Source organism: Geofilum sp. OHC36d9, from assembly GCF_052400685.1.
Taxonomy (GTDB): domain Bacteria; phylum Bacteroidota; class Bacteroidia; order Bacteroidales; family Marinilabiliaceae; genus CAZHHH01.
On record NZ_JBQTGJ010000009.1, the window covers coordinates 49,810 to 71,294 of the forward strand.

Sequence of the window (21,485 nt, forward strand, 5' to 3'; positions counted from 1 at the left end):
TATTCATTAGTTCAATTATTGCAATATTTTTGTTAATTAATACTACTCTAAAAATAACATAATCAATCAATAACACACAACAATTAATTAATCATTAATCATTTAACAATAAACATAATATTTGAAAAATTACAAATACGACATTAATTCCATAAAATAATTTATCTGTGTTTGATGGAATAAGAATCATTTACTCTTTTCTCGAATCAAGCGGCACCCAAAGACTCCCCCGGCCTTATACCCTTTGACTGCCTGGAAACGAATTTTAACTTTAGCTTTATCCCTCAAATAATCTACAGGTAATTGATAGGTGATTTCGTAAACTTTATCTACTCCTTTATCCTCTAATACTTGCCTGGACAAAACCTTTCCATCTATCATTATATCAAATATCCTATCTCCACCATCACGTCCCCAGTACTTAACAAGCAGTTGCAAATTTGTTTCCCCTGCTGTAGATAAATCAAATTCAAAATAGCCGCCATCAGAGGCATCACGCCAACTATAGGTATTCAATGAACCAGCATTGGTCTTCTCACCAGTTAAATTATGATCGCGTTCCGATTGCATTTCAAAACGAATCTCATCAACAAGTCTTTGGCGAAGCTCTTTCTCTTTTTTTACATATTCGAAATAGCTTTCTTTCTCAACACTCCACTCCTGTTTGCTGTAGAAATTTAAATAAAGAGCATAATCTTTATCTGAAATCGAAAATAGAGGCTTCAGATGCAATTCATGAGATGCAGTCAATCCCTTCGATATAAACAACAGTTTCTTTTTGTCAACAGGGAATATCTTTTCGGCATAATCTTCATCATCACTTATTACAACAGGGTCTGAATCCAAAGGATCTCGATTATCATCCAATTCTGCAGCCATTAAAATAGGTCCATAAAAAAAGGTCTTACAGCTTGATCGATCTGGTGCCGCCATCGTTGTAAAAGACATTGGCAAGGTTATTTCAATTCTATCTCCTTTTTTCCAGGTACGTTTCATCAATAAAAATCCATGTTTCGCCTCCTTAAAATGCTGCTTTTTACCATTTACAGAAACGATCATGTCATTCGAAAGCCATTTGGGTTGACGAATGAGCATCGTAAATTTCTGTTTCCCTTCTAAAATTTCCAGGACGGTTTTCTCTTCAAACGGAAACTTGGTAACCTGTCTTAACTTAATTCCTCTGTCAGTCCAGTTCATCTCCGAGGAAATGAATAAATTAACAAACAAGCTATCTTGAAACCCATGACTATATATCGACTCAGTATATTTGGTATGATTTTCAATCCCAGTACCTACGCAGCACCAAAAAGAATCAAAAGGAGAAGAAAATGATTTGTGACCGCCATTCACATGATTCATATAATAGGTCACCATTCCAGTTTTAGGATGCTGGGAAGCTAAAATATGATTATAAAGTGCTCGTTCATAATAATCCATTAAGTCTGCATCTGCTGAGAAAGAAAACAATTTCTTCGTCAGTTTTAGCATATTATAAGTATTACAGGTCTCAGTAGAATTACTACTAAAATGTTTTGAAATTTGATCTGCCGGCGTAAATCTTTCAAAATCGCTATTTCCGCCATTTGCATAAGAGTGATGGTTGACGATAGTATTCCAAAAATATTTAGAAATAGAAAGCATTTTTTCATCTCCCATTATCCAGGCTGCCGTAGAACAACCAATAACTTTAGGAATCAAAGTATTAGCATGCATTCCATTGACTTGATCCTGATGTTCTAAAAGAGGATCCAAAACAGCCTTATGGTAAAAACGCTCTGCAAGAGTTAAATATTTTTCCTCTCCCGTTAACGCATATAAAGAATACATGGCATCGTTCATTCCTCCAAATTCACATTGCAGGAATTGCTGAAACTGATCTTCATTCAAACCATTTGTCACATTAATGAGCCAGTCGGCTAATAATGTAACAACCTTTTTAGCGTCCTGATTTTCAACATATAGAAAGGCATCAATAAGACCTGCATAAAGTTTATGCATAGTATACATTGGCACCCAACCTCCATTTAAATCAAAACCTGAAGAATAAAGTTTACCTTCAGAAATCTCCGTAAAGATTCTGCTCTGCTCCGGAATCCCGCCCACAAAGCCTGACATTACACCTGTATATTGCTGCTGACACAAATCCAATTGAGTAACAATATAATCAACCCGATCTTTAAACTCTTTTTCATGAGTAACACCATATTGTAACGCACAAGCCGACAAATAATGTCCTAATGTATGTCCGGAAATTCCTTCACTTTCCCAACCTCCATATACAGCTCCTTTTGTTGGCAAACCAGCATATAAATAAAAACGATGCAAGAGTCTATCAGGATCTAAATCTAACAGCCATTGTCGATTACGCTCCATGGCATCCTTAAACAATCCATCACCCAAAGAAACCTCTGACAATTTAAAGTCGTAAGCTTTTATCGTTTCTTTAGGTGAAACAACAAGTTCTGTTGAGTTGATACGTGGATAAAGTGATTGAGCTAAAACAGCTCCATCAAAACCTATTACCCCAATAATCATCCATAAAATAAATCTGTTAAAATTGTGTCTCATAAGTTCTTTACTTTTTTTACTCCATTTAGGTAAAGTGAGGCCGTTACAGAAGTACAATTGGCGCCATCAAAAATGTTATTTATTCTGGAGCCGCCCATACAGGAAGCCATCCCTCTTGCGGATTTATATTTTTTAAACAAAAGAAAGGAGCTAAGCTTAAGAGGAGGGTTAAAAAAGGTTTAATTAATCCAATAAAAACGTTAACCGTTAAGTCAAAACAAAGATTCTTCAATCCCAATCGTATTCATGAGGTAAAAAAAACTTTTCTTATTTCAAGTAACATTAAGCTATTGAATAAAAAACAAAAATTGTTAAAAAGTTCATCCAATCTGCCCTAATTTAAATACCATTGAAGGGTACAATGTAAAGCAAATTCATTCAGTGAATCAATTCTAAAAAAATCATAAACAAAAAAGAATCCTTGAAAAGGTTAAAACCTGAAATTTTTCAGACCTAACAAACAGTGTCTGAAAGATATATTCATATCAACCACATCTGTCCTAAATAGTGTTTGTCTATAAAGTCAACTTCTACGTTACGCTTGTCATAAAAACAGTCATTTACGAAAAGTAAACGCCTTGATTTTTAAGACTTCACAAGCCTTGAATTTGAACTTTATAGCTCAAACACCCTACTTTATGGACAGACTCTAATTAAAGACAATTAGACTCAGGTTTCCTGAAACATTTTTTTTATGGTGTCAACTAATTGGCTATGAAAACAAATTTATCTGAATTTGTTCAAATCAGTCAAACTTAATGCAGAAACTCTTACAACGCACTAACAGAAAAGCATCAAACCAAAAAGCACAGGAAAAGTTTTGACAGTTGAATACATTTATTAATCATACTTTTTTGCCAATTCTCAAAATTGAATTCCTTACGGGATGTCACAAATGATCTGAAATCTACTTCTGGCAACCTGAACCTTCTTGGCCTAAAAATACCCTCGCCCAAATCCTTCCTGTTCTAACAAAACCAAAACTGAGAATGACGCTTGTTTAAGGATTATAATTTCAAATTATTGAAAAATTATCAGCGAAAACTTCCTGAAAACAGACATCAACATATAACTGTTAACAAACACATAAAACTGAAGCACGCCCCCTAAAGAAACATCCCAAAAAACGCAGGCGTGATATTGTTTGAGACGAAATCAACCATAAAACCATAGAAGTAATCACCAACCAATTTACTTGGTCAACAAATACCACATCAGACCTGTACAAAGCACGATGGGAAATTAACCAATTCTTCAAAAACATAAAACAATTGCTAAAAATCAAACCCCTGTCAGGCACATAGCCTAATTGGTCTTAATTCAGATTTGGACAACAATGATCACCATATTATTAATAAAATATCGGAAGGCTGCTAAACAGAGCTGCTGTATGTCTAATCTGATGACCTTTCTAAGATTAAATCTCTTGATGAAATTTAATCAGAACCGATTATTGAAGTCCCGTAAAACAGAATACTAAACCAATCCCAATTCAGCCCCACATGCAAAGCAAATTATTTGACTGGATAGGGATTAATCTTCAAAAAAAACTGTACCAAATTAATATTTTGTAAGAATCAATATTGAACTTTAGAATCATTTAGGCCAGCTCTGACAATTTTTAATCGTTCAAAGCATTTACAATCTTTTGATTAATCAACCGCGCCCGTTTTTTTTGCAACTTAATCACTTTACGGTCGTAAGTCATAAACCCATTTATTTCTCCTTCCACGTCTGTCATCTGTGTATAAACGGCTGCTGAAAATCCAACTTTAATCATTTTGTATAACTGTTCACCATATTTTACATACTCGTCTGTTGTTTCTTTTGAATCTTTAAACTGAACATATCCCCAGTTTTTATCTGTTTTCCAAAGATGCCCTTCCAATGCCAAACCAATTCCACCATATTCACCCAAAACAGTCGCACGCCCGGCATCGTACAAATACATTTCGGGACCGGGGTAACTGTGCAAATCCAACATATCGCCGGTGGTGTAATAATTACCACCACTGCCAGGATTTACCAATCGACTTGGATCATAGTTTTTTGTCCATTCTGCAATTTCTTCAGTTTTAAACTGTCCCCAGGCTTCGTTAAAGGGTACCCAAACAACAATCGAAGGGTAGGAATAAAGGTAATCCATAATTTCCTTCCACTCAGAACGGTAACTCGCTTCTGACTCGACACTCCTTTTTAACTCGGTTCCATCAAAATACTGACGATTTTGCCAATGTGGCGAACGATCGCCATTTGGCATATCCTGCCAAACCAAAATCCCCATTTTATCACAATGCGTATACCAACGTGCTGGTTCAACTTTTACATGTTTACGAATCATATTAAAACCAAGTTCTTTGGTTTTAATAAGGTCATATTTTAAAGCTTCATCACTTGGTGCAGTGTATAATCCGTCCGGCCACCATCCCTGATCGAGAGGGCCAAACTGAATCTGATCTTTATTGTTCAGTTGCAAACGTACAATCCCATTTTCATCTCGCTTGGTGGAAATTTTGCGCATGGCAAAATAGCTATCAACTTCATCGACCACTTTACCCTTGCTTATTAACTTTACTTTCATAATATATAAAAAGGGATTTTCAGGATCCCATAATTTCTGATTTGGAATTGAAACATCAACAGACTGGGTTGTGGATGCCTTTGCCCTGGAAATTTGTTCATCACCGTCGAACACGGTCACTTCATACAAATCGTCATAATTCGTTGCGCAAGTGACCACTTCAACAGATAAGCTGCTGTTATCGATATTTGCGACAGTACGTACATTTTTAATGAATTTATAAGCAACAGGTTCCATCCAAACGGTTTGCCAGATTCCTGTAACCGGTGTGTACCAAATCCCAGTAGGGTTAAGTACTTGTTTACCACGCGCCTGAAACCCTTTGTCGGTTGGATCCCAAACTTTTACCACTAATTTTTGCTCCCCCGTTTTATTTAAAAAAGGCGTAACATCAAACGAAAATGGTGAAAATCCACCTTTGTGAGAACCAACTTTGATGTCGTTAATCCATATATCTGATTCCCAGTCAACTGCACCAAAATGAAGTAAAACTTTTTTATTTTTCCAGGCTGAAGGAACAGTAAAAAAACGTTTATACCACAATTCGTGTTGGTCGCCAACAGTTTTCATTACTCCCGAAAGACTTGATTCAACAGCAAATGGAACTAAAATATTTCCATCAAAACTTCCAGGCTGGGATGCGCCTGCTTTTGTTATGGCATATTCCCAAAGCCCATTCAGGTTTTGCCAGTCCAATCGTTTCATTATTGGACGTGGATATTCTGGGAGTACATTGGTAACATCAATTTTTTCCGCCCACGCAGTTTTGATTTTGTCGCCTGCAGGATGCCACTGCGCAAAAACGTTGATAAAAAAAAATGCCAGTACAAAAACAAGATTTAGTTTTTTCATATGTTTATAATTTGTCTCTCAGTTGCCATATGGAACTCGCCGGGATAATCATTCTTCTGTGTGTGAACACGTTCTCATGGCTCGTTTCATATGTTTATAATTTGTCTCTCAGTTGCCATATGGAACTCGCCGGAACAATCATTCACCTGTGTGAGAGATTACTCTCATGCTCGTTTCATTTTTATAAATTCTTAGATTTCTCTTTTGCATTATACAACCAAATTCAGTAGTGACAAAAGTTAGGGTCTTTCGTCTTTTTAGATTAATCCCGCAAATACCATTGTCCAATATTTGCAAAAGAGGTGAGATTAACATCAATCTTTTTACCATCAAAAAACCTTTAATACCCAAATTAATACAAAGGCAAAAACAGTGATAAAATGTAGTATGAGTAATATTTTCAACTTCTTTTGCCATGCCACTATTTATAAAAATTACTTTTTAAAAGAATAAAATGATAGGCCTAATAAATAAATCGCACAGGCAATCAGTACAAACATTCCCGCAGTTAAGCTTACAGCATCAATTAAACCTCCCATTATAGGAGGGATAAATGCACCGCCGGAAACTGCCATAATCATTAAGCCGGAAATCTCGTTCGCACGGTCACCATACTTTTCAACCGTCAATGAAAATATAAGCGGAAAAATATTTGCAGCTCCAAGTCCAATAGCAAAAAGCAGTCCCGAAGCAATTAACGGCGAAGGAGATGCAATAAAGGCAACAATTGTGACAAGATTAATAATGGCAGAAAGCACAAAGAATTTACGGGCAGAAAACCTGGTTAAAAGCAAAGCTCCCATGAATGTCCCCAACATTTTTCCAAAAAAATAAAGACTTCGTCCCCGCATTGCTGGTTCAACGTCCATACCTACTTTCTCCATTAAAAATTGTCCCGAAACGGAATTTACTCCCACATCTATTCCCACTACGAAAAATATACCCACAACCATTAAGGCAATGTAACCAATACCGATTAATCGTAAACAGGAACCGATAGTTGCCTTATTATCTGTAGTGGTTGTCTCCTCAATATTAGTGGTATGCAACCAAATAAGAGAAAGAAGAGAGAGTACTCCAAACGCCAGAAGTGTTAATTTCCAATCCCCATATCTAATCGTAAAAAATGTTGCCAGATACGGCGCAACCATCGAGCCAATAGCCTTTACAAACTGTGAAAAACTTAAAAAACTGGGCCTTCGGTTTGAAGGAACAACATCGATAAGCAACGGATTAGCGGATACCTGAACAATGGTATTTCCAATACCAAGCAAAGCAAAACCAGCCAAAAGGACTGGAAAACTATACATTAAAAAAGGTAGAAACAAGCCCAGCGCGGTTAACAATATACCAACATTTAGCATATTTTTCTTACCAATTCGATCCTGCAAAATACCTACAGGAACCGACAGAAAAAAAAACCAGGCGAAAACGGCCATAGGAATCAGCTGCGCCAGTGTATTACTAACGTCAAAATCGGCAATGGCATTATCAACACCAATCCCGACCAAATCGCAAAGGCTCATGATGAAAAAAGACATCAAAACAGGGGCAACGTATTTTAATGAAAGTTTTGCATTCGTCATTTTACAATTATTTTAAATGAATTTTTGAGTGTGTTTTAAGCATGATGCAATACGCTACATTTTATGTAAGGCCGGAAGCACGCTATTATAAAAAGCATCATCAACCAAAGTGGCACTTCCGATAAAAGCCGCAGTTTCTTTCAATTCTGAAACTGCAATATCCATCTTGAGATTAGTCGTTTCTAAATAACCTCTCAAACCATCGCCATACAGATGATACGCTCTGGAAATATTACCGCCCATAACAAGAACCTCGATACCAAATTTCTCAATCCAGGGTTGAAGAAATACACCCATTTTCACCCCAAAATCATCGAATAATTCGTGTACATACCTATTGGTTTTTGCCAAGTCTGCTATTTGCTTAACATCTTGCAATTTCTTCCCTGATATTTTTTCAAACCGACTTAACAAACCCCGTGTGGAGAAATAATCATCTGCAATACCATTTTCAAAAGGCAAATGCCACATGCAGCCATTTTCCGGAACTTCGGCGCCTTCAACCACAGGTAACCCATCTTTTATAAACGCTGAACCCAACCCGGTGCCCAAAGTTATACTCAAAGATCGATGATACGATTTTGCCTTTCCAACCTGGTCTTCACCTATGGCAAAGGCGGCAGCATCGTTTATTAACCTGATTTTAAAACCATTGGATAAATTAAGCATTTTACGAAGTTCGTTAGACACATTTAACCCATAAGTGTTTTCGTACTTACCATTTAGCCCTTGAAAAAGCGAAATGCCATTTACATAATCAAAAGGACCAGGCATGGCAAAACCAACTCCATTAACCCGATCTGAACCTACAATATCAATAGTCTCTTTTATGACACCTCCCCATGCTGCAATTATTTCAGCAGGCTGAGCATGATTATTCAAATCCCTTTCAGATATGCTATCTGTCAAAAGATTTTTCTTCTCCAAATCATAGGCCATGCAACTTACGTGGCTACCACCTACATCAACTCCAATGGCAATTGTCTTCATCGTTATCTTTAAATATTGATTGTTTATGTAAATCAGTCTAAAATGTAAAAACCGATATTATATTCAAATGAGCATGTCTAAATCAATTCATAAAAACACCAGCTCATTTGGGCATTCAAACTAAATGGAGCCTGTCCATAAATTAAATGTTTGAAATATAAAGTTCAAAGACAAGGCTTATGAAGGCTTTAAAATCAAGGAACAAACAAACGAAACAAAGGCAGAGACTAAGCTGTTGCTGCGAATTTGTCGCAAGGAACGAAGTCGCTTACTTTTCGTAAATGACTGTTATTATAACAAAAGAGTTGGATTTATAGACAGATTGCAACAAGACCTCAGATTTTCTACTAATTTCACTCTCTCCATATATGCTTTATTCCAAATTTCGTCCTTAAAGAAAATACCGCTATAAACACTTATCACCCTTATTCTTTACGGATATTTCAAAATCAGGCAGGCGTGTTTCCCTTCAGCAGTTGTTTTATCTCATAAAGGGCAATAAAAAACCGCCTACCCAACCCTTTTGCTACCAGATACAATTAAAACCACAAGTTACTCTCAATCAACTGTCAACTATTAATGGTCGCATCATCGACAACTATTTATTTCTATTGTTCATCCCAAAACGAATAGGGATATGCATCACTGTCGATGCCCCTAGCTTTGTTAGGCCGATCGCTCATATCATATCGAAGATAAGCGCCATCCATAAGTTCTGAATAGCTCAACCAGTTTTTTTCATAACGTTTACCATTCAAATAGAGTTGTTTCACATACCTGTTTTGGACAGTATTGTTTGGTGCTTCTATGGTGATGGTATTACCATTTTCGAGCTGCACACATACTTTAGGAAAAAGCGGTGACCCAAGAACATATTGATCAACCCCGGGGGTTACAGGATAAAATCCCATAGAACTGAAAACGTACCAGACCGAAGTTTGGCCGTTATCTTCATCGCCACAATAACCATCAGGGTTTGAAGTATAAAGTTTGTCCATCACCTCTCGCACCCAATATTGAGCTTTCCATGGCTGTCCAGCATAATTGTAGAGATAAATCATATGCTGAATGGGTTGATTACCGTGCGCATACTGGCCCATATTCGTAATCTGCATCTCTCTAATTTCGTGTATCGGGAAACCGTAATAAGAATCATCAAAAAGTGGGGGCATCTTAAAAATGGAGTCAAGCATGTTAACGAAAATTTCCTTACCTCCCATCAGATTAATCAAACCCTGAATGTCGTGAAATACCGACCAGGTGTAATGCCAACTGTTACCTTCGGTAAAGGCATCACCCCATTTAAGTGGATTGAATGGTTCTTGAAAAGTACCATCTTCATTTTTACCTCGCATCAAATTCGTCTCGGGATCGAAAAGGTTCCGGTAGTTCTGGCTCCGTTTTTTAAAGAGCTCAATCTCCTTCTTGGGACGCCCCAATTCTTTAGCCAATTTCCAGATGCACCAGTCGGCAAAGGAATATTCCAGCGTACGGGCTGCATTTTCGTTTATGCCTACATCATAAGGCACATAACCAAGCTTATTGTAATACTCATATCCCAGACGACCCGTGGAGCTAACATCGGGATGTACATTTTTGGTGCCGTGCAATACCCCTTCGTAGAGAGTTTCAATATCGTAGCCACGAAGTCCTTTGAGGTAGGCGTCGGCCACAATGGTGGCCGAATTGTTCCCAATCATCACCGAACGATGCCCAGGACTGGCCCACTCAGGCAGAAACCCGCTCTCAAGATAAGTATTTACTAGTCCTGCCTGGATTTTCTCGTTTAAAGAAGGATACATCAAATTAAAGAAAGGAAATACTGCTCTAAAAGTATCCCAAAAACCATTATCGGTAAACATATAACCCGGCAGCACGTTCCCATTATAAGGACTATAATGCATCATTTGGCCGTTGGCATCAAACTCGTAAAACTTACGAGGGAACAACAAAGTGCGGTAAAGCGTCGAGTAAAAAGTACGGGTTTGCTCTTCTGTTCCACCTTCAACTTGGATCCGACTTAACTCCTTATTCCAAATATCCCTGCCTTCTTTTTTCAAGGTATTAAAATCTTTAGTGCCAAGTTCTTTAAGATTGAGCAAAGCCTGGTCATAACTGATAAAAGAGGAAGCCACCCGCGCCTGAACCTTTTCACCTTTACTTGTTTTAAACCCTACAATAGCGCCCACGTAACCGGCCTCAACTTCAAGTTGCCCTTTAATTATTTTATCACCGCTCCACACTGTTTTATATTCAAATGGCTTATCAAATACCACCACAAAGTAATTACGAAAGTTTTCCGGTACTCCACCACTATTTCGGGTCGTATAACCAATCACTTTATTTTCGCCCGGAATAATCTTCACATACGAGCCCTGGTCGAAGGCATCGATCACCACAAAGGAACTGTCACTAGAAGGAAATGTAAAGCGAAACATGGCAGCACGCTCCGTGGGTGTCAGCTCTGTAGTTACATCGTGGTCGGCCAGGTAAACGCTATAATAGTAAGGTTTGCAAATCTCAGTTTTATGCGAAAACCAACTGGCCCGTTCTTCTTCAGTAAAGTCCGCAGTGCCTGTTACCGGCATAAGCGAAAACTGACCATAGTCATTCATCCAAGGGCTGGGCTGGTGTGTTTGTTTAAAACCCCTTATCTTATCTGCTTCGTAGCTGTACTGCCATCCATTGCCCATTTCTGCTGTCTGTGGCGTCCAAAAATTCATACCCCAAGGCAATGCAATAGCCGGATAGGTATTGCCGTTAGAAAGACTGAACTTGGATTGAGTGCCCATTAATGGATTTACATAGTCAACCGCATCCAGAGATCTGACAGCCGTAGTTTGAGCATAGTTGGGTGCAACAGAAATGAATAGAAAAATTGATATAATAAAAATTAAGCGGATCATGGTGTTCATATTTATGTTTATAAATCCTGTTTTACGTTAAATAGTGCCTGTCCATAAAGTCGGAAGTTTGAGCTATAAAGTTCAAATTCAAGGCTTGCGCAGCTCGATTTTAAAACGCTTCATCCAAATATTTTTTAGTTTGCTCTGGCCGATAATGCATTCGAATACGCCAAATCATTTCTTCAATATTAACAACCGAATAATTCTCATTCAACTTGTCGACACATAGCTTGGCAGCCCCTGCACCCTTTATGCTTCCACTCGCTGTTCCTGTTTCATTAAATCCACTCCAGGCATGAACAAGAACCAAATTAAAAAGATCGGAATCTGATGAACTAATCAATTTATTGGCAATGTAATCAGGAGTCCCTTCGCTCTCATTGTTATATCCCCCAAAATCCCAAATTGAATACTTCACCGTAACAACAGGTATATCATAACCATTGCCATTGGCAAACCACATGATTTCACCGTTACCTCCGGCATATGGCGTATATTGAACCGAAATAATCCCTTCTAATTGATCGTTGGCGTCAATATAAGCTTGATAAGCCTCTACCGATGCAATAGAACTGACATCCTTTGACATCACTGCCAAAACTTTAATTCCATGCTGACGCATATGTGCTGCAGTTCCCTCTGCTAGTGCTTTTAAAATTGGGCCCCTTGATTTTTTTTCTCCATAATTGTCAATATAATTGTAACCTCCTCCAAATGTTTGCACAATGGTCGTTTGCGGACATTGATTGTTAAATAAATTCTGACATACAGAAGGTGCAATCATGGACAAATTGTCAACGGCAAGACCGAAAGACATTTTTACACTATTCGCATCAGAATGTGAGTAATAATCTGCACCTATAAAATTATTCATCATCCATTGTACATTATCACCATCCGACAAATAAAAAGAAACATATTTTTTATCTTCTTCCCAATTAATTAATTGAGGATCCATAACCTTTACCAAACCAGGTCGTCGCTGTTTATAATCTAAAGAGGTTAAGGTTGTATTATAAGCCCAGTCATACGGAATCATAATATTTCCTGATTCTGAAACACGCTCAACAAATTGATCCTCTCCAACACCCTGTTCCCATCCATAGACCGGAGAATTTGGTTCTAACCATTGAAGTATTTCTTCGAATAAAGCAATGTTTTGTCCACTTTGCGAAGAGGCATATCTCTTATTCAGGTTGATTACAAACAAATTATTTGTAATTGCAAACTCCCTTAACTCTCCGGTTTGTACAGGCATAACTACCAATGCCTTATTACTACATTTATCTTTGAATTCATTCCAGGCATCCACGGTCGTTTTTTGAGATGCATCATAACGCATGGTATATCCATGGCTTTCATAAAAATCCTTGTCTCTAACATCTACAATAATAGAATTATAAACATGAGAAGCTACGGAAGCCACAATATTACTTTCGGGATTATGTTCTACATCGGTCAAAACATACCCATCAAACAAATCCTTTATTGTGAGTTTAATGCCATCTTTCTCCCCATAATTACAGGTAGCTAATTCAATTGCATTTTGCAGTCCAAGCCCTCCAATTCCCATATCGCTTAAAGCTTGTTTTGATAATTTATAGGATACCTGACCACTAGAATCATTTAGCCAAATTCCAACTTGACTTTTACCTTCTTCTACAGCTCTATTGACAAGGCCTGCCAATGATTGGGCAAGCAGGTGGTATTGAAGTCCCCGGGTTCTTTCATCCTCCCCTAGTGCATTAATACTCCCAACACCAATAACTTTATCACAATTCCAATATAACACTGGTTTTGTATGCGATTGAAGATGCCAATACTGGCCTTCTTCCTGTTTTACTTTCTTAAAAACGTCAATTTCGAAATTTTCATAATTATCAGCGATAACATCTGTGTTTGTTAATTCTATAACAGCATTAGCTCCTACAATTGGCGATTTATTAACATCAGCCTCCTTACCATTTATGGCTGGTTGCTCACTTACGTCTTGAGCCATTACCTGTATGTTATTCATACAACATGCTAATATGACTAGTAGAAATGCAGTCCCCTTAAATATATTAATACGTTTTATCATTTTTAATCTTGATTAGTCTAAACCCGCTTCACTAGCGGTTACACCTGAATTAATTTTATATCGCTATCTGCTTTAGTGGCATTCCAAAATCTGAATTTACTGATATGGCCTCTCATGATATATAACTTATCGATCGGTTTCTGAAAAAAACTTTTATAATTTTTAATGTTGCGCTGAAAGATCTGCAGTGCTCCAGCATTTTCAACAAAATCATTACTCTTACTAAAGTTAACATCACCATTCAAATACATTTTTAATTACCCTTCATTTAAACTAACATCATATACCATAGCAATACGGTTTCACTTTCCGTAATTAATTAAAAATCTGCCAACCCACCCCTGCTTTGCGAAGGCTCCATTCCTTGATCAAATATCATCACAAAAAAAATTAATCATTATCATTCGTTTGGTCGAAGACTCTTATCAAATGTGACAATTATAGTCAGCAACACCACTTTCAAAAAAAATTTCACCATCTCTCAACACTAAAATATCCAAACCTCAAGATGAAAAATATGACACAAATTAAATACGACCTTTAACATCTGGGTCATAATCAATAAATTCTACTCACGTTTCATGGCTTAATATTTCTTGATGAAAATTCAGAAATCAATCAACAATTTTTCTACTGAAAATAAATAAGTTATACACTTCACATCATAAAAGACACTTCTCTTGACTGGAAAAAACAATTCCCTTCACTAAAACTTAAAAATCCGATAAAGAATAATAAAAAACAGAATAGAAGAATTTTCTTATTCAAACCATCTTTTATCATACACCTAATTTTACAAATCAGAATATTCACGTCTTGCCATGTTTTGTACACAAATAAAACGAGCCATGGGAATTGAGTCACACACAGAAGTCTGATTATTCCTGGCGAGTTCCATATGACAACTGAAAAACAAATTATAATCATATGAAAATATCCATCAAAAGATGCTAACAAATATATGTGGGTGCGGTTAAAAAAGGGGTTAAAAGACAATTAAGCAGCGATTAAAAAAAGATTAAAATTCTTAATCCGCGAAGAATTTAGCCTACACTCTATCGTAAGACGAAATATTATTTTGGCATTAAAAAAATAAGAATAATAGCAGATTAAAATGAGTGTCCAAGAACAACAACCATATATTCGACGAATACTCAATCCTCGCAAAATACTAAAACAAATAGATGTCAAGCTATAACCAAGTCAGGAACAAAGTGTAAACGAAAAACGGTTACAGGAAGTTAGTGTCGTCCCTCAGAAAAGGACATTTTGTTAGTCATAAACAGAACCTTACCACTATCAGGCGCATTCACTTCCTGTTTTCTTTCAATTATAATTGATTGCTTTTCGATGGCGAAGCGTCAGCAACGCAATACCATTCTTCTATTTTGCGGTAAGTAAAAATCTTTATTCTTCCTTCGTTTGCCTTCATAATAAAAAGGATATCACAGTCAAAACTACGATTTCCAAGAATCCTATTTTATCATTTTTGCTCCTTATGAAGGTCCAATTCGATAAATTTCAGGATAAATTTTTCGTTACCTGATTCTCTAAAATAGTCAGCAATAAAGGCATGAATAGGTTGTGCAGCATAAGGAATAGAATTTGCGAATGAATTTATTTCAACAATTACCCGGCTTGAAATATTGCCTTTCAGATTTGTGTTGTATTCAAAAAAAGACTTTCTAAAACAAGCCCCCTTATTTGTTTGGCCCTCAACAAACAACTCTTTTAGTGCGTCACTTAACTCTTTTTCTAAAGTTCTGATTAAAGCTTTGATTTTGCTGGCTGTTTGACCCGTTTCAATAATAACTGCTAAATCTACGTCTTCAGAAAAGCGACTAATTAAATGATGACCTTTGGACAAAGAAGTTCCGCCTTAAAAAACCACCAGGTGAGCATACTTGCTTTCAGATAAACGCTTTAATATTAAGTTAATCCAATAGTCCTTTTCAACAAAGACAGGATTAATATTTAGCATTTCTGATGCTAAACGAATGGCTTGCCCAAAGGCTTTGGAATCGTCATGTTACGATTTAAATCAAATTGATATATATCGTAAAGAATGAGCACTATTCTGCAACCTAAATTAAATCGTATATTTAGTTCTCTATGAGTTTATTAGGAATAACGAAAGTCCTACTCTCCCCAAACTAGTAGATTATCCCAATAAGTGTTCCAGCATTACTGTCGGGATGTAGTTCAACACAGACGTTTATTTGATTTCTAATCCTTTATTTAAAATTTTAATTACCCGCAAGGGAAGGTTGAAATTACAAGTTACGGAAGAACAGAAGAAACACTATTTCTGATACTTTTTAATCACCAAATATTTTAATTCAGTATCGCCAACGTTTTTAATACCGTGTTCAACATTTGAAGGGCAATAAAAACTGGTATATGGGCCAGCTATTTTTGTTTTACCATCGAGATAAAATTCAGCAGTACCTTCCAAAACGAAAAAGAATTCATCTTCGATGTGTTTATGAGGAGGATGGGTTGCTAAATGTGGTGCTACCACGCTCATTTTCAAGGTACGTCCATCAATAAAATCAGGATCGGCAAACCAAAATTGGTATCCAACTTGTGTTTTTTTTGCCTGGTCCATCGAAAATTCTGCGACACAATTTTCAATTGTGAATTGTTTTTCAACTTTCACAGAATCTGTTTTATTTTGGGCCAATAATGGGTAGTAAACTGCAAAAATTAAAATTAGATTTAAAAATAGTTTTTTCATATGTTTAAATTTATCTTTCAATGGTCATATGGAACTCTCGATGAATTTTAATCATTCTCCTGTGTGTATTTTAGAATGCTAAAATTCATGTTCGTTTCATATGATTATAATTTGTTTTTCAGTTGCCATATGGCACTCGCCAGGATAATCATACTTCTGTGTGTGAAACAATTCCCATTGCTCGTTTCATATGATTATAATTTGTTTGTTTTTGCACATGAAACTCACCGGAATTAATCACCTCTTGCTTGTAAAATAATTCCCAGGGCTCGTTTCATATAAAGAGCCTTTAATTTAACCATTTGATGTTCAAATCTTTTCTTTTAAGTACAATTGTCAAACTCAGAATCGACCGTACTGTTTGTGAAATAGCACTTATTGTTAAGTGTAAAAGACATAAATCAATGCGTGCAAAATCAATATTAAGTTACACAAAGCCTGAAACGGATTACAACTCTTTAGGTTGAGAATTTCTAATTTTTTTTTGCATGCCATGAAGAAAATTTCTCAAAATCTGATCATTACATTGTCGGTATTGGCTCTGATTTGGACTGCGGAAAAAGGCGCTTAATTCATGTTTGCTTATATGCATATCAGCAAGCTCAAGAATCTCCAATATATCTGTATCATTAAGGTTTAAGGCTATCCTTAATTTTCTGAAAATAATATTATTATTCAAACGGTTTTCGGGGATTGGTTGTTCTCCATCCTTTTTGCCACGTTTTTCGTTTATAAAACCATTTAAAAAAGTTGCGAGTTGAAAGTCACTTAAACTGACATAAGAAGGATCATTGTCTTTCTTTAACCAATCACATATTTGTGAACGCGTAACCTGATGACCGGCCGATGAAAATATATCAATCATTTGGGAATCGGTGAAATCGAATGCGTATCTAATATTGCGTATGATGTCGTTATTTATCATAAATAGTAATTTTTTCCAATATACTGTATTTATTTTAATCACGCTAAAAAATAAGTTTGTAGCGTGGTTTAGTATATGCCGCCAACTAATATAAACGCAGACCCGACCTTCTGTTTAAGCAAAAAGCACATCAGAACTACCTTGCTAACACAACTAATTCAGCTTAACGTTTATTTATCATCGACGCTGGTTGCCCGGTTGTTTCCAGAATATTCCACCACAATTCGCCTTCCACATCTATTTTTTTTCGAGTAGCCACCGTTATTGGAATAGGCAGCAAGGTAAATACGTTATTCCAGTGACCAATAACAAAGTCGGTTTTCCCTGCCATGGCCGCATGAACCGCATTTTGTGCCAAAAGGCTGCAAAACTTACTATCGTTGGCATTGGCCGGCGCGCTACGGATTATATAACTCGGATCGATATATTTGATCGTTACAGGGAAATTATCCGAATGAAATTTTTCCTTTATCTTATCCTTCAGATACAAGCCAATATCCTTATTCTTGATGTTACCCGATGCATCTTTCTCAAAAGTGTCACCTTCAAAAAAGTGCTGACCGGCACCTTCAGCAACAACAATAAGGGCATGATGTCGTTTTTCGAGCCGCTTTCGCAAGACCTGCAAAAAACCTTTTGGTCCATCTAAATCGAATACCATTTCAGGCACAAGAACATAATTCACTTCCTGTATGGAAAGAGCAGCATACGCAGCAATAAATCCTGAATCGCGCCCCATTAGTTTAATAATCGCTATGCCGTTGTAAGCTCCCTTTGCTTCGTTATGCGCATAGCGAATGATATCGTTGGAAATAGTAAATGCCGTTTCGAAACCAAATGACTTATCAATAAGATTAATGTCATTATCAATGGTTTTGGGAATTCCGCCAACCGATATTTTCAATTGTCGGTTGTTAATTTCTTCATAAATGGCGTGTGCGCCACGCATAGTCCCGTCACCACCAATACAAAACAGAATATCCACATTGAGTTCCACGAGCCGGTCAACAATCAGTCCCGTATCTTGCATGCCGCGCGATGAACCCAAGATGGTGCCTCCCGAAAGATGAATACCATCAACCAGCTCAGGCGTCAGATTGACTATCGCATGTTTAAATTCGTGAATAAAGCCTTCAAAACCATACTGAATGCCAATAACATTCTTAACCTTATACCTGTAATACAACTGGTTTACCAGACTCCTGATCACGTTGTTCAATCCGGGGCACAATCCGCCACAGGTTACAATCGCCACTTTTGTTTTTGCAGCTTCAAAATAAAGCTGCTTGTATGGCCCTGCCTTTACAAATGACAGAGGCGTTTCGCCGGTTTCGCGACAATGAAAAAAATGAGCCAGCGACGCATCATATAAAACTCTGTCATCATCTTCAATAAATCCGAACGACTGCTCGTCAGGACGCAAAGATGGTTTTAACGGGGATTCTATCGTTTGATCGCCCAGCGTTTGAACCTTTAAATCGTCATGAGTCATGATAAATCAATATTATTAAAGTCTGATATTTTTATTTTAAAACACATTTATGTCGAGCCTCGCTAATTAAAGACGTACATAGACTCCTTTCTTATGGGGGAAGCTTTATCCGTATGTAAAAAGCTCCACTTTTCAATTTTTCAAACCGGGTTTACAGGAAAATCCAACCGCGACGCTACGCTTATCTTCAAAATGAGCCGTTATCAAAGTAAACTCATAATTTTTAGAACTGCGCCAGTGTTTGAAATATAAAATTTAAATACAAGACTTGCGAAGCCGTTGACTTTATAGACAAACACTATTTAATGCCTGTCCATAAACTAAGTGTTTGAAATATAAAGTTCAAATTCAAGGCTTGCGCAGCTCGAAAAATGTGAGTTTACTCCCGTAAATGACCATTTTGAGAGCAAGCATAACGCAGAAGTTGGACTTTATAGACAAACACTATTTAATGTTTTGCCGCCGCCTGGTTTGCGACAGCCTGCATGGCCTGTTCAATTTGCGCAGCATCGCCGAGGTAATAATGACGAATGGGATGAAGATGTTCGTCCAGCTCATATACCAGTGGAATTCCGGTGGGAATGTTCAGGTTCGAAATTTCATCATCGGAAACATTATCCAGATACTTGACCAATGCGCGGAGGGTATTTCCGTGAGCTGCCACGAGGACCGACTGTCCGGAAAGCAATGCCGGGGCAATATCGCCGTGCCAACAGGGAAGAAAACGGGCCACCGTATCTTTCAGACATTCAGTAGCAGGCAGCTGTTCTTTCAGCAGGTGACTGTAACGAGGGTCATGACTGGGATGCCGCGGGTCTGCCACATCAAGAGCAGGAGGACGCACGCCATAACTCCGACGCCATTCATGCACCTGAGCTTCACCATATTTTTGCGTTGTTTCTGATTTATTCAAACCTTGAAGTGCCCCATAATGACGTTCATTCAACCGCCAGTCCCGATGCACAGGAATCCACATCAAATCCATCTCATCCAGTACAATCCAGAGGGTGCGAATGGCACGCTTCAGCACCGAGGTAAAAGCCACGTCAAAAGTAAAGCCACGCTCTTTTAGTATCTGGCCGGCCTGCAACACCTCTTCACGGCCACGGTCCGACAAATCGACATCTGTCCAGCCGCTAAACAAATTTTCTTTGTTCCACTCACTTTCTCCGTGTCGAATAAGAACCAGTTGTCTCTTACTTTTTTGTTGTTCATTCTTGTTCAAAACAGTTGATGCCATTGCTTTAAATTTTAGTAATTCAAATTCTCTTATACATACCCAACCTTCAGCATATTTGTGGCGCCATGAATTTTTAGAGGTAAGGTACCTACATAAACCACACAATCGCCATCGACGAGTAAATTTTTATCTTTCAAAATCCGTACTGATTCCGGTATAGCCTGGTCTAAATGATCGTAATCGCGTAAGTAAAAAGGAATCACGCCCCACACCAACGATATTTTTTGCAGAATATCTTTATTACTGGTAAAGGCATATATTTTTGACCGGGGCCGATGACTGGATGTCCTGATGGCAGAGTATCCGGAGTTGGTAAATACAATGACAGCCTTTGCCCCCACTTGTTTGGCCAGTTTTGTTGCATTGAGGCATACCGAATCGGCCAAAAAAGTAGCATCGTCCTGTGTTGGCTCATGTTGTTTGTCAAATGGATTGCCATGCGCCTCGGTATAAATAATAATCTGATGCATGTTGATTATGGTTTCAACCGGATAGCGGCCAACAGATGTCTCACCACTCAACATCAAAGCGTCAGCGCCATCGAGTACGGCATTGGCCACATCATTGGCTTCGGCCCGTGTAGGCCGGAAATTGGTCAGCATGCTCTCCATCATTTGAGTCGCAATAATCACCGGTTTCGACTGCCTGATACATTTCTCAACAATTTGTTTCTGAAATAAAGGCACCTGGTCAAAAGGCATTTCCACCCCCAAATCGCCGCGTGCAACCATAATACCATCGGCTGCATCAATAATCTGGTCTATCTGGAGGAGTGCTTCCGGTTTTTCAATTTTGGCAATAACCCCGGCATCGTTGTTACTTTTGCTGATGAGTTCTTTTAGTTCCATCACATCCGATGCCTTCCTGACAAATGACATGGCAATCCAGTCGACATCATGTTCCAGCGCAAAGACAGCATTCGAAATATCATCGGCCGTAAGGCATGGCAACGAAACTTTGGTGCCGGGCAGGTTAACCCCTTTATGTGAAGAGAGCGGTCCGCCGTAAATAACTTTCGCTTTGACCCGATCCCGTTTATTGGTCTCAATCACTTCCAGCTTTATTTTGCCATCATCAATTAAAATGACTTCGCCGGCATTTACATCGTTGGGAAATTCCTGATAGCTCATGTAAATATGATCTTTCTGCCCGACACACTCTTCCGTCACAAAAGTTATCACATCACCTTCGGCCAGTTCTATCAAATTATTTTCAATTACACCAACGCGAAGCTTTGGTCCCTGCAAATCGGCCATAATGGCAACATGCATTTCCAATTCATGATTCAGTTCTTTAATCAAATTAATTAATCGCAGATACTCGTCTTGCGAGGAATGCGAAAAATTTATCCGAAACACATCCACGCCCTCCGTCATTAACCTGGAGATAACCTGTTTCGTGGAAGTTGCCGGCCCCAACGTTGCGATTATCTTTGTTTGTGATTTGATTTGTTTCATCTGTTTATAATTTGATTATTAAAATCAGGCTCCTGTGTGTAAAACAATTCCCATGACTCGTTTCATGTGTT

The 21,485-nt window shown here is 37.8% G+C and carries 13 protein-coding genes; 1 reads left to right on the forward strand and 12 read right to left on the reverse strand.

Annotation, left to right across the window (positions count from 1 at the left end; all coding sequences use genetic code 11):
• Positions 1–186: 186 nt before the first annotated feature.
• A complete protein-coding gene (locus ACT3CD_RS10635; RefSeq protein ID WP_444645552.1) occupies positions 187–2,568 on the reverse strand; it encodes a beta-L-arabinofuranosidase domain-containing protein in 2,382 nt (793 codons plus the stop codon).
• 846 nt (positions 2,569–3,414) lie between these two features.
• Between ACT3CD_RS10635 and ACT3CD_RS10640 the strand changes: the two genes are divergently transcribed.
• Positions 3,415–3,540, forward strand: coding sequence for a DUF4372 domain-containing protein (locus ACT3CD_RS10640; protein ID WP_444645694.1), 126 nt, complete (start codon positions 3,415–3,417; stop codon positions 3,538–3,540).
• Positions 3,541–4,189: 649 nt separating this feature from the next.
• On the opposite strand, the gene ACT3CD_RS10645 is transcribed toward ACT3CD_RS10640, so the two are convergent.
• The 11 genes from ACT3CD_RS10645 to pyk all read right to left on the reverse strand — a co-directional run bounded on the left by ACT3CD_RS10645 (position 4,190) and on the right by pyk (position 21,414).
• On the reverse strand, positions 4,190–6,001 hold the full coding sequence (locus ACT3CD_RS10645) for a glycoside hydrolase family 2 protein (protein ID WP_444645554.1): 1,812 nt from the start codon (positions 5,999–6,001) through the stop codon (positions 4,190–4,192).
• 434 nt (positions 6,002–6,435) lie between these two features.
• Complete coding sequence (locus tag ACT3CD_RS10650; protein WP_444645556.1) at positions 6,436–7,587, reverse strand: MFS transporter; 1,152 nt, start codon at positions 7,585–7,587, stop codon at positions 6,436–6,438.
• A 54-nt stretch (positions 7,588–7,641) separates the two neighbouring features.
• Positions 7,642–8,577: an ROK family protein gene (locus tag ACT3CD_RS10655; RefSeq protein ID WP_444645558.1), complete on the reverse strand. Its 936-nt coding sequence runs from the start codon at positions 8,575–8,577 to the stop codon at positions 7,642–7,644.
• A 608-nt stretch (positions 8,578–9,185) separates the two neighbouring features.
• The gene (locus ACT3CD_RS10660; protein ID WP_444645560.1) at positions 9,186–11,483 is read right to left on the reverse strand and encodes a GH92 family glycosyl hydrolase; all 2,298 of its coding nucleotides are present in this window, start codon (positions 11,481–11,483) and stop codon (positions 9,186–9,188) included.
• A gap of 109 nt (positions 11,484–11,592) precedes the next feature.
• On the reverse strand, positions 11,593–13,500 hold the full coding sequence (locus ACT3CD_RS10665) for a hypothetical protein (protein WP_444645562.1): 1,908 nt from the start codon (positions 13,498–13,500) through the stop codon (positions 11,593–11,595).
• A gap of 1,546 nt (positions 13,501–15,046) precedes the next feature.
• Complete coding sequence (locus ACT3CD_RS10670) at positions 15,047–15,430, reverse strand: nucleotidyl transferase AbiEii/AbiGii toxin family protein (protein WP_444645564.1); 384 nt, start codon at positions 15,428–15,430, stop codon at positions 15,047–15,049.
• A 435-nt stretch (positions 15,431–15,865) separates the two neighbouring features.
• Positions 15,866–16,300, reverse strand: a complete 435-nt coding sequence (locus ACT3CD_RS10675) for a cupin domain-containing protein (protein WP_444645566.1) — start codon at positions 16,298–16,300, stop codon at positions 15,866–15,868.
• Between the two features lie 448 nt (positions 16,301–16,748).
• Entirely contained in the window at positions 16,749–17,225 is a 477-nt protein-coding gene (locus ACT3CD_RS10680; RefSeq protein WP_444645568.1) for a DUF1456 family protein, read from the reverse strand.
• Between the two features lie 163 nt (positions 17,226–17,388).
• On the reverse strand, positions 17,389–18,717 hold the full coding sequence (locus tag ACT3CD_RS10685; protein WP_444645570.1) for an ATP-dependent 6-phosphofructokinase: 1,329 nt from the start codon (positions 18,715–18,717) through the stop codon (positions 17,389–17,391).
• Positions 18,718–19,165: 448 nt separating this feature from the next.
• Positions 19,166–19,957 (reverse strand): 2,3-diphosphoglycerate-dependent phosphoglycerate mutase, encoded by a 792-nt coding sequence (gpmA, locus tag ACT3CD_RS10690; RefSeq protein ID WP_444645572.1) that lies wholly within the window; start codon positions 19,955–19,957, stop codon positions 19,166–19,168.
• A 29-nt stretch (positions 19,958–19,986) separates the two neighbouring features.
• On the reverse strand, positions 19,987–21,414 hold the full coding sequence (pyk, locus tag ACT3CD_RS10695) for a pyruvate kinase (RefSeq protein WP_444645574.1): 1,428 nt from the start codon (positions 21,412–21,414) through the stop codon (positions 19,987–19,989).
• Positions 21,415–21,485 lie beyond the last annotated feature (71 nt).

Bases quoted from the DNA above. Each gene is read 5' to 3' on its own strand.
- ACT3CD_RS10635 (WP_444645552.1), bottom strand. From the start codon at position 2,568: ATGAGACACAATTTTAACAGATTTATTTTATGGATGATTATTGGGGTA.
- ACT3CD_RS10645 (WP_444645554.1), bottom strand. From the start codon at position 6,001: ATGAAAAAACTAAATCTTGTTTTTGTACTGGCATTTTTTTTTATCAAC.
- ACT3CD_RS10650 (WP_444645556.1), bottom strand. From the start codon at position 7,587: ATGACGAATGCAAAACTTTCATTAAAATACGTTGCCCCTGTTTTGATG.
- ACT3CD_RS10655 (WP_444645558.1), bottom strand. From the start codon at position 8,577: ATGAAGACAATTGCCATTGGAGTTGATGTAGGTGGTAGCCACGTAAGT.
- ACT3CD_RS10660 (WP_444645560.1), bottom strand. From the start codon at position 11,483: ATGATCCGCTTAATTTTTATTATATCAATTTTTCTATTCATTTCTGTT.
- ACT3CD_RS10665 (WP_444645562.1), bottom strand. From the start codon at position 13,500: ATGAATAACATACAGGTAATGGCTCAAGACGTAAGTGAGCAACCAGCC.
- ACT3CD_RS10675 (WP_444645566.1), bottom strand. From the start codon at position 16,300: ATGAAAAAACTATTTTTAAATCTAATTTTAATTTTTGCAGTTTACTAC.
- ACT3CD_RS10680 (WP_444645568.1), bottom strand. From the start codon at position 17,225: ATGATAAATAACGACATCATACGCAATATTAGATACGCATTCGATTTC.
- ACT3CD_RS10685 (WP_444645570.1), bottom strand. From the start codon at position 18,717: ATGACTCATGACGATTTAAAGGTTCAAACGCTGGGCGATCAAACGATA.
- gpmA (WP_444645572.1), bottom strand. From the start codon at position 19,957: ATGGCATCAACTGTTTTGAACAAGAATGAACAACAAAAAAGTAAGAGA.
- pyk (WP_444645574.1), bottom strand. From the start codon at position 21,414: ATGAAACAAATCAAATCACAAACAAAGATAATCGCAACGTTGGGGCCG.